This window comes from Gordonia otitidis NBRC 100426 (genome assembly GCF_000248075.1).
Taxonomy (GTDB): domain Bacteria; phylum Actinomycetota; class Actinomycetes; order Mycobacteriales; family Mycobacteriaceae; genus Gordonia; species Gordonia otitidis.
The window spans coordinates 1-9,050 of record NZ_BAFB01000122.1; the positions used below are offsets into that span (position 1 = coordinate 1).

Below are 9,050 nucleotides of genomic sequence, written 5' to 3' on the forward strand. Positions count from 1 at the left end.
GGTGCAGCCGTGGAAGGTCACCTGGTCGACGTTCACCTTCGCGTCAGCTGTTCCACCCGGTTGGCTGGAGATTCCGTAGAGATCGACGACAGCCTTCTTGCCGTTCGAGTCCGCGGCCGCGATCAGATCGCTCAGGGTCGCGTTGTGTCCACGCGCAATACCGGGCAGGTCCCGCGTCGCCCACCATTGATCCGACGAGGCCGCATCCACCTTGCCCGCATTATCGGGCGCCGACCACACCAGCGTCGCGAAGCCACTGGGCTCACCGGTGTTGGCGCCGGTGATGCGGATCTGCCAGTTGGCATTGCCTGCAGACTTCTCGAAGCTGAGCGGCGTGTTCGCGATGTCGGCCAACGGCAAGTTGCCAGCCGAGTGATACGACGCCCGCCGTTGCTTCGATGCCGAGGTCGCCAACTCCAACGAGCCGTCGTTGTCGTTCACCTTGGCTGAGGTGATCCTGCCCGATTACGAAATTGGACTCATCGGGCGGCACAAACACGCCCACCTGAGCGATCAGACGTCGGCGGTGGCCCCGGTCAGCGGCGGGTTGGCGGCGAGGAGTGCGTTCTCCTCCTCAGTGAAGGCCCTTGCGCGAGAGAGGAATCGCACCCCTTCGGGAGCCTCGAGACTGAAGCCCGCGCCGCGCCCCTTCACCACGTCGAGAATCAGCTGAGTGTGCTTCCACAACTCGAACTGATCGCCGTTGATCCAGACCCGCACATTCGGCAGCGGCTCGGGCAGATCAATGGTTCCGACGAGGACATCGCGCTGGCCAACACGGTAGTCGCCTACCGGGTAACACATGGGCGCCGACCCGTCGCAGCATCCGCCCGACTGATGGATCATGAGCCCGCCGTGCAGCTCCGACAACTTGGTCAGGAGCTGCACGGCGGCGTCCGTGGCGATCACTCGATCAGGAACTTCCGCGTCAGCGGCTGGCGTGCTGGACTCTGCACTGCTCATCGTCTACCTCTCACTGTGATCTGAACCACAGACTAGTCGCTTTCTGGTTGCAGGCGCGTTGCACACGACGAACGCCGCCGCACAACCCGGGAAAGGGTTGCGCGACGGCGTCGATGTGTCGTCAGGGATCAGAAGAAGCCCTTGGCGTTCTGCGCGTAGCCGACCAGCAGGTTCTTGGTCTGCTGGTAGTGCTCGAGCATCATCAGGTGCGTCTCGCGGCCGATACCCGACTGCTTGTAGCCACCGAAGGCGGCGTGGGCCGGGTAGTCGTGGTAGGTGTTTGTCCACACTCGGCCTGCCTGGATCTCACGCCCCGCACGGTAGGCGGTCGCACCGTCGCGGCTCCACACTCCGGCACCGAGCCCGTACAGGGTGTCGTTGGCGATGTGGATGGCGTCGGCGTAGTCCTTGAAGGTCGTCACGGCCAGCACCGGGCCGAAGATCTCCTCCTGGAAGATGCGCATGTTGTTCTGACCGGCGAAGACGGTCGGCTTGATGTAGTAGCCGCCCTCCAGGTCGCCACCGAGGTGTGCGGCCTCGCCGCCGATGAGCACCTTGGCGCCCTCTTCCTTGCCGATCGCAAGGTACGACTGGATCTTCTCGTACTGATCGTTCGACGCCTGGGCGCCCATCATCGTCTCGGTGTCGAGCGGGTTGCCCTGCTTGATCTTCGAGACGCGGTCGATCGCCTTGTCGATGAAGTCGTTGTAGATGTCCTCCTGGATGAGTGCGCGACTCGGGCAGGTGCAGACCTCACCCTGGTTGAGCGCGAACATCGAGAAGCCCTCGAGCGCACGGTCGAAGAAGCCGTCGTCGGCAGCCATCACATCGTTGAAGAAGATGTTCGGGCTCTTGCCGCCGAGCTCGAGGGTGACCGGGATCAGGTTCTCCGACGCGTACTGCATGATCAGACGGCCGGTGGTGGTTTCGCCGGTGAACGCGATCTTGCGGATGCGGTTGCTCGACGCGAGCGGCTTGCCCGCCTCGACACCGAAGCCGTTCACGATGTTGATGACACCGGCGGGAAGCAGGTCGGCGATCAGGCTCATCACGTAGAGGATCGACGCGGGAGTCTGCTCAGCGGGCTTGAGGACGACGGCGTTGCCTGCGGCGAGGGCCGGGGCGAGCTTCCAGACAGCCATCAGAATCGGGAAGTTCCACGGGATGATCTGGCCGACGACGCCGAGCGGCTCGTGGAAGTGGTAAGCGACGGTGTCTTCGTCGACCTCCGAGATCGAGCCCTCCTGCGCACGCAGCGCACCGGCGAAGTAGCGGAAGTGATCGATCGCCAGCGGAATGTCGGCGGCGAGGGTCTCGCGGACGGCCTTGCCGTTGTCCCACGTCTCGGCGATGGCGATCTTCTCGAGGTTCTCCTCGAGACGATCAGCGATGCGCAGCAGCACCAGCGCACGCTCCGCAACGGGTGTCTTGCCCCACTCGGGAGCAGCCTTGTGCGCGGCGTCGAGCGCGAGGTCGATGTCCTCGGCCGTCGAGCGCGCGACCTCGCAGAAGGTCTTGCCGTCGACCGGCGAGGGGTTCTCGAAGTACTGCCCCTTCACCGGCGGGACCCACTGTCCACCGATCCAGTTGTCGTAGCGGGACTCGAAGGACATCACCGAGCCGTCGGTGCCCGGCTTTGCGTAGACAGTCATTGTGTAGCTCCTCAGTGCCAGTTTCTCATTGCCACACATGCCTCAGACAGGGCCTTGTGTGATCTGGTGCACAGAGTATGAGCTATGTGGTTGCAGCCACGTTGCAGTTGCGTTTGCAACGTTGCAACTCAACAAAATCCCAGCTCAGAAGCCTGGGGGCGAGCCGGTGTCGCGAGAATCAGACGCCGTACCGGCGGTCGAGGAGCCTGATCCGGCCCCCGACGAGCGCCCGATCCGGATGTCCGACCGGCAGCCGATGTTCCAGCCTGCGCCAGGCGACCAGATCGTCGCGGCCGTGCACCGACGACGTCCAGGCACGCAACACCGGGACCTGGCCCTCGGCGATCACTCGCGAGCGGACGTCCTCGCGGATCTCCTCGAAGATCTCCGTGATGCCGGGAGCGTTGGACTCCACCAGAAGTCCTCCGCGGCCGATCGCCTCGATCACCGGAACCAGATCGCCGTGGTTGGCGATCTGGTTCCGCAGGTCGCCGACATCCGACGACAATTCGACGGTCAGGCGGTACGGGCGCGATTCGATCACGTCGGTTCCCAGATCGCGACGCAGGCGGGAGATCTCAGCGCGGACGGTGACCGGGTCCACGCCGTCGTCGGCCAGCATCAACGCGAGCTGTTCGGTGTTGAGACCCTCGGGATAGTGCTGCAACAGCAGCAGGATCTCCGCGTGCCGCCGCGACAGTGCCCGGCCGCCCGGCGCACCGACACCACGCTGCCATCGATATGAGTTGTCGGCGAGCACCGTCAGCCGAGCCCGTGAACCCGTGTCAAACGTCGACGACTGCGACAGGTCGACGGCTCGCGCCTTCAGTTCACGTTCGACCACGGCGACCACCGACCGCACCGCGGCGAGCGCGAACGGGGCCGCAACCTCGCGCCCACCGGTCACGTCGATGACACCGATGACGTGCCCTGTCGCAGGGTCGTGCACCGGTGCGGCAGCGCAACTCCACTCCTGCACGGGGCTCGAGAAGTGTTCCGGCCCGACCACCTGGACGCTCTTGCCGGTGGCAAGGGCCAGACCCGGCGCGTTGGTACCGACGACCTCTTCACTCCACACCGACCCCTCGACGAAGTTGATGTGGCTGGCCCGATCACGAGCCGACGACTCGCCTTCTACCCACAGCAGCCTGCCGACGTTGTCGGTCAGCGCCAGTACGACGCCGGAATCAGCGATGTCGTCGAGCATCAGGGACTGCACGACTGGCCGCACTGCGGTGATCGGGTGCGCCTCGCGATAGCGTGCGAACTCCTCGTCAGTCATCGCCAATGACGAGTCGACGCCGGCCCCCGGGTCGATTCCGCGTTCGAGCGAGCGTGCCCACGAGTCGCGGACGACCGATCTCACCGTCTCGGGCACAGACCCGCCCGCCAGAAATTCTTCGTACGCACGACGGATCGACGAGGACACAGCTGCAGCATCTGTCATGCGCGCCCTCCGATGATCACCCCGATGTTCCCCCGATTGTGCCGTGGAAGGTGTGATCTCAGCAACAACGGGCCGCACAATGCGGACCGGAGTCCACGAGCCTGATCACAGAAGACGCCCGTTCCGACGGGGATATCGCGCCCGAAGGTAGCTGTAGAGGTAGGTGCTGACCAGGAGTGCGGCGGCCGCGACGATCGCCGGGATGAAGAACATGTTGTTCCAGGAGTCGCGCACCATGGCAATGACCCACGCGATCACGCACACAGCCGTGACCAGCACAGCGAGGAAGCGGACGACGAGGACGAGCGCGGTCACCACCGACCACAGCACAACGCGAGTCTGCTCCGACGAGCTGGCATTCACCGCACCAGCGTATCGATCTTCGATGCCCTGAGCAGGGCTGGAGAAGTTGGCTGTCCGATAGGTCCGATTTCGTGAATCTGTCTAACTAATCAAGCCGTAAGGTCAGTGGGAATGTCTACAACACCATGACCCGGGGGAGGCTCGTTTGCGACGCCGACATCGTCCACGCCGGCACGTCGCGCAGGTCCTGTTCGTTCTGGCTTCGGCGACCGCACTGGTCGCCACGGGCTGCAGCATGGACGGCGCACGTACGGTCAACACGACCGGACCGAACGCGATCATCAGCGTCAACGGCACCGAACCGCAGAACGGTCTCGTCACGACGAACACCGCAGAGAACGGCGGCGGCCGCGTGGTGGACGCGCTGTTCACCGGCCTCTACGCCTACGACGCCGACGGCAAGCCGCAGCTGGCGAACGCGGAATCGGTCGATTCCGCCGACAACCAGAACTACACAATCCATCTCAAGAGGGACTGGAAGTTCACCGACGGTACGCCTGTGAAGGCTGAAAACTACGTTCGCGCATGGAATTTCGGTGCCGCAACCAAGAACGCACAGTTGCAGCAGAGCTTCTTCGAGCCGATCGACGGCTACGACGTTGTCGCAGGCGAGAATTCGACCGCCGACGAGATGTCGGGTCTGAAGGTCGTCGACGACTACACCTTCACGGTTCGGCTGACGCAACCGAACATCGATTTCAAACTGGGCCTCGGGTTCACGCCGTTCAAACCGCTTCCCGACGTCTTCTTCACCGAGGGCGCAAAGGAATTCGGTGAACACCCGATCGGCAACGGCGCCTACAAGATGGCGGGCTCCGATGCCTGGCGACACAACGTCCAGATCAACGTGGTGCGCAACGACGACTACAAGGGTCCCGACAAGGCGCACAACGGCGGAATCAACTTCGTGCTGTACTCCAGCCTCGACACCGCCTACACCGATCTCACCTCGGGCAACCTCGACGTCACGGACACGATTCCGGTGAGCGCGCTCAACTCGTACAAGAAGGCGCTCGGCGCACACGCACTGACCAAGCCGACGGCCTCCAACCAGCAGATCGCGATCCCTTACTACCTGCCGCATTTCGCCGCGGGCCGCGAGGGACAGTTGCGTCGAGCGGCGATCTCGATGGCCATCGACCGCCCTGAGGTCACCAAGGTGGTCTTCCGCGGCGCGCGCACGCCGTCGAGAGACTTCACCGCGCGGTCGCTCCCCGGTTGGAGCGGCGACATCCCGGGCAGCGAGGTCCTCGACTACAACCCCGACAAGGCGAAGCAACTCTGGCAGGAGGCCAACGCCATCGCTCCGTGGAACGGCTCGTTCCAGATCGCCTACAACTCCGACGGTGATCACCAGGTCTGGGTCGACGCAGTCTGCAACCAGATCAAGAACACTCTCGGCATCGACTCGCACGGGGCGCCGCAGCCGACCTTCAAGCAGATCCGATCGGAGATCACCGCGAAGACGATCAAGACCGCCGCGCGAACCGGGTGGCAGGGCGACTATCCGTCGATGTTGGAGTTCCTCGCGCCGATCTTCGTGACGGGTGCAGGTTCCAACGACTCGCAGTACGTGTCACCCACATTCGACTCAGAGCTGAACGCCGCACAGCGGGCACGCTCCGACGACGAGTCCTACAGACTCACCAATGTCGCCCAGGAAACCCTGCTGCAGGATCTACCCAACATCCCGCTGTGGGACTACATCGGCGCCGGCGGAACAGCGTCGGAGGTCACCGCCCAACTGTCGTGGAACGGCCTGCCCGACTACCCGGGCATCACCAAGGAAGCGAAGGAGTGAACCGGTGACGAGATATCTCCTTATCCGACTTGGCCAGATGGTGATCGTGTTCTTCGGCGCCACCTTCCTGATCTACGCGATGGTCTTTCTGGTGCCGGCCGATCCCATCGCGGCGCTCGGCGGCGGAAAACCCATGTCGCCCGCGCTCATCGCGCAACTGCGCGCCCAGTACCACCTCGACCAACCGTTCTACGTCCAGTACTTCAACTACATCGGCGGGGTGTTCCACCTCGACTTCGGCACCTCCTTCTCCGGACAACCGGTATTCGACGTGATGAAGCGCGCATTCCCAGTCACGGTGAACCTGACGCTGATCGCGCTGGTCGTCGAAACCATCGGCGGTGTGGTGTTCGGTGTGATCTCCGGGCTGAACAAGGGTCGCTGGTACGACACCGCGATCCTGATCGTCACCCTGATCATCATCGCGATCCCGATCTTCGTGCTCGGCTTCGTCGCGCAGTATCTACTCGGCGTGAAGTGGCACCTGTTCCCGGTCACCGTCGGCGGCAACCTCGACTTCTACCACCTGATACTTCCCGGATTCGTGCTCGGCGCAGTCTCTTTCGCCTACATCGTGCGCCTCACGCGCTCCGAGGTCGCCGACAATCTGACCGCAGACTATGTGCGTACAGCGTCGGCCAAGGGGTTGCGCCGCCCCCGGGTGATCACGGTGCACGTCCTACGTAATTCGTTGATCCCGGTCGTCACGTTCATCGGCACGGATGTCGGCGTGCTGATGGGCGGAGCCGTCGTCACCGAGGGCATCTTCAACATCCCCGGCGTCGGCGGGACGATCTATCAAGCGGTCATCCGTGGCGAGGCGCCGACGGTCGTCTCGTTCGTGACAGTGCTCGTCCTGATCTACCTCGTCTGCAACATCGTCGTCGACTTGCTCTATGCCGCACTCGATCCGAGGATTCGCTATGCCTGACACACCACGCACCGATGCACTCAAGAGGGGCGAGGTTCCCAACGCCGCCCGGAGTGTCTTCCCCGGCCAGGACCGGTTCGTCGCCGACGTCGACGACGTCGAGCTGCGCAAGGTCGACGAGTTCGTCGACGACGTCGACCCCGCCGGCTTCTGGAAGTCGGCCTGGCAGGAGATCCGCACCAAGCCGGTGTTCATCATCTCGATGATCCTCCTGGTCATCATCTTGCTGATCGTCGCGTTCCCCGGCCTCTTCGCACACCAGGACCCGCAGTACGCGAATCTCGAGGATTCGCTGCTCTCACCGAGTTCCGCGCACTGGTTCGGCACCGACCTCCAGGGACACGACATCTACTCGCGAGTGATCTACGGCGCCCGCGACTCGGTACTCGTCGGCATCCTGACCACGTTGGCTGTCGTGATCGTCGGCGGACTGCTGGGCGTCTTCGCGGGTTTCTACGGCGGTTGGCTCGACTCCGTCATCTCGCGCCTCGCCGACATCTTCTTCGCGATCCCGCTCATCCTCGCCGCCGTGGTAACGATGCAGATGGTCTCGGCTCGTACCGTCTACACGGTTGTGGTGGTGCTCGCCATCTTCAGTTGGCCCCAGATCGCCCGCATTGCACGCAGTTCGGCGATCTCGGCTCGCAACGAGGAGTTCGTCGACGCCTCACGCTCACTGGGCTCGACACGACTGCGCACGCTGTTCACGCACGTCATACCCAACTCACTCGGCCCGGTCATCGTGATCTCGACGATCTCGCTCGGCGTCTTCATCGTCACCGAGGCGACCCTGTCGTACCTGGGTATCGGCCTGCCGTCGACCGCCGTCTCGTGGGGCATCGACATCGCCGCGGGTCAGCAGCTGCTGCGTGAGGGCCAGCCGATCCTGTTCTACCCCGCTGCCGCACTTGCCATCACGGTGCTGGTGTTCATGATGCTCGGTGACGTACTGCGCGACGCGCTCGACCCGAAGGCGAGGACCCGCTGATGACGACCGACACACGGTACTCCGAGGACACCTCGGAGAACGAGGCCGCCGCATCTACGCCGCTGCTCGAGATCAAGGACCTGCGAGTCGATTTCCACTCACGGGGCCGCGACGTCCCCGCTGTGCGCGGCGTCGGACTCACGGTGTATCCCGGTCAGACCGTCGCGATCGTCGGCGAGTCCGGCTCGGGCAAATCGACGACGGCCGCGGCGGTCCTCGGCCTGCTGCCGGGCAACGGTGCGGTGACCGGTGGCCAGATCCTGTTCGACGGCAACGATCTCGCACATGCGTCGCGGCGTGAGTTCGAGAAGGTCAGGGGTAGCGGGATCGGACTCGTGCCACAGGATCCCAATACCAACCTCGACCCGGTGTGGCGAGTCGGCTTCCAGGTCCGCGAGACGCTCGTGGCCAACGGTGCGGCCACCCGCGGCGAGGCCCGCACTCGCGCAGTCGAAGTGCTCCGTCAGGCGGGCCTACGCGATCCCGAGAAGCGCGCCGCGCAGTATCCGCACGAGTTCTCCGGCGGTATGAAGCAGCGCGCGCTCATCGCCATCGGCCTCGCCGGTAAACCCAAGCTGCTCATCGCCGACGAACCGACCTCGGCACTGGACGTCACGGTGCAACGCGAGATCCTCGACCACCTCGAGTCGCTCACCGACGAACTCGGCACGGCCGTCCTGCTGATCACCCACGACCTCGGCCTGGCCGCAGAGCGCGCCAGTCACCTCGTGGTGATGTACCGCGGCCGCATCGTCGAATCCGGTCCGGCGCAAGAGATCCTCACCAATCCGCACCACGAGTACACCAAACGTCTCGTCGCGGCCGCGCCGTCACTGTCGTCGCGCCGCGCCGACCGGCACACTCCCGCCGAGCCGACCGCAACCTCCCCGCTGGCCGAGCCGACC

General features: G+C 64.3%; 8 protein-coding genes and 1 pseudogene. 4 read left to right on the forward strand and 5 right to left on the reverse strand.

Annotation, left to right across the window (positions count from 1 at the left end; translation table 11 throughout):
• The 5 genes and pseudogenes from GOOTI_RS12760 to GOOTI_RS12780 all read right to left on the reverse strand — a co-directional run.
• Positions 1-441, reverse strand: a pseudogene (locus GOOTI_RS12760) (hypothetical protein); the annotation flags it as partial.
• A 72-nt stretch (positions 442-513) separates the two neighbouring features.
• Positions 514-963, reverse strand: coding sequence for a DUF779 domain-containing protein (locus GOOTI_RS12765; protein WP_007239008.1), 450 nt, complete (start codon positions 961-963; stop codon positions 514-516).
• Positions 964-1,091: 128 nt separating this feature from the next.
• Positions 1,092-2,615 (reverse strand): acetaldehyde dehydrogenase ExaC, encoded by a 1,524-nt coding sequence (gene exaC, locus GOOTI_RS12770; RefSeq protein WP_007239009.1) that lies wholly within the window; start codon positions 2,613-2,615, stop codon positions 1,092-1,094.
• 178 nt (positions 2,616-2,793) lie between these two features.
• Positions 2,794-4,062 carry a helix-turn-helix domain-containing protein gene (locus tag GOOTI_RS12775; protein ID WP_039994058.1) on the reverse strand — a complete coding sequence of 423 codons (1,269 nt, stop codon included), beginning with the start codon at positions 4,060-4,062 and terminating at the stop codon, positions 2,794-2,796.
• Positions 4,063-4,167: 105 nt separating this feature from the next.
• Positions 4,168-4,425, reverse strand: coding sequence for a hypothetical protein (locus GOOTI_RS12780; RefSeq protein WP_039994059.1), 258 nt, complete (start codon positions 4,423-4,425; stop codon positions 4,168-4,170).
• A gap of 235 nt (positions 4,426-4,660) precedes the next feature.
• Here GOOTI_RS12780 and GOOTI_RS12785 point away from each other — a divergent pair, with 235 nt between their 5' ends.
• The 4 genes from GOOTI_RS12785 to GOOTI_RS12800 all read left to right on the forward strand — a co-directional run.
• The gene (locus tag GOOTI_RS12785) at positions 4,661-6,226 is read left to right on the forward strand and encodes a peptide ABC transporter substrate-binding protein (protein ID WP_007239012.1); all 1,566 of its coding nucleotides are present in this window, start codon (positions 4,661-4,663) and stop codon (positions 6,224-6,226) included.
• A gap of 4 nt (positions 6,227-6,230) precedes the next feature.
• Positions 6,231-7,157, forward strand: a complete 927-nt coding sequence (locus GOOTI_RS12790; RefSeq protein ID WP_007239013.1) for an ABC transporter permease — start codon at positions 6,231-6,233, stop codon at positions 7,155-7,157.
• Positions 7,150-8,145, forward strand: a complete 996-nt coding sequence (locus tag GOOTI_RS12795; protein WP_007239014.1) for an ABC transporter permease — start codon at positions 7,150-7,152, stop codon at positions 8,143-8,145. Before GOOTI_RS12790 ends, GOOTI_RS12795 begins: the two co-directional genes overlap by 8 nt.
• Positions 8,145-9,050 (forward strand): ABC transporter ATP-binding protein (locus tag GOOTI_RS12800; protein ID WP_007239015.1); only part of this gene is annotated, 906 nt, incomplete at its 3' end. The genes GOOTI_RS12795 and GOOTI_RS12800, both read left to right, overlap by 1 nt.

Excerpts from the sequence above, each read along its gene's own strand:
- exaC (WP_007239009.1), bottom strand. The coding sequence starts at position 2,615 with ATGACTGTCTACGCAAAGCCGGGCACCGACGGCTCGGTGATGTCCTTC.
- GOOTI_RS12765 (WP_007239008.1), bottom strand. The coding sequence starts at position 963 with ATGAGCAGTGCAGAGTCCAGCACGCCAGCCGCTGACGCGGAAGTTCCT.
- GOOTI_RS12775 (WP_039994058.1), bottom strand. The coding sequence starts at position 4,062 with ATGACAGATGCTGCAGCTGTGTCCTCGTCGATCCGTCGTGCGTACGAA.
- GOOTI_RS12795 (WP_007239014.1), top strand. The coding sequence starts at position 7,150 with ATGCCTGACACACCACGCACCGATGCACTCAAGAGGGGCGAGGTTCCC.
- GOOTI_RS12785 (WP_007239012.1), top strand. The coding sequence starts at position 4,661 with ATGGACGGCGCACGTACGGTCAACACGACCGGACCGAACGCGATCATC.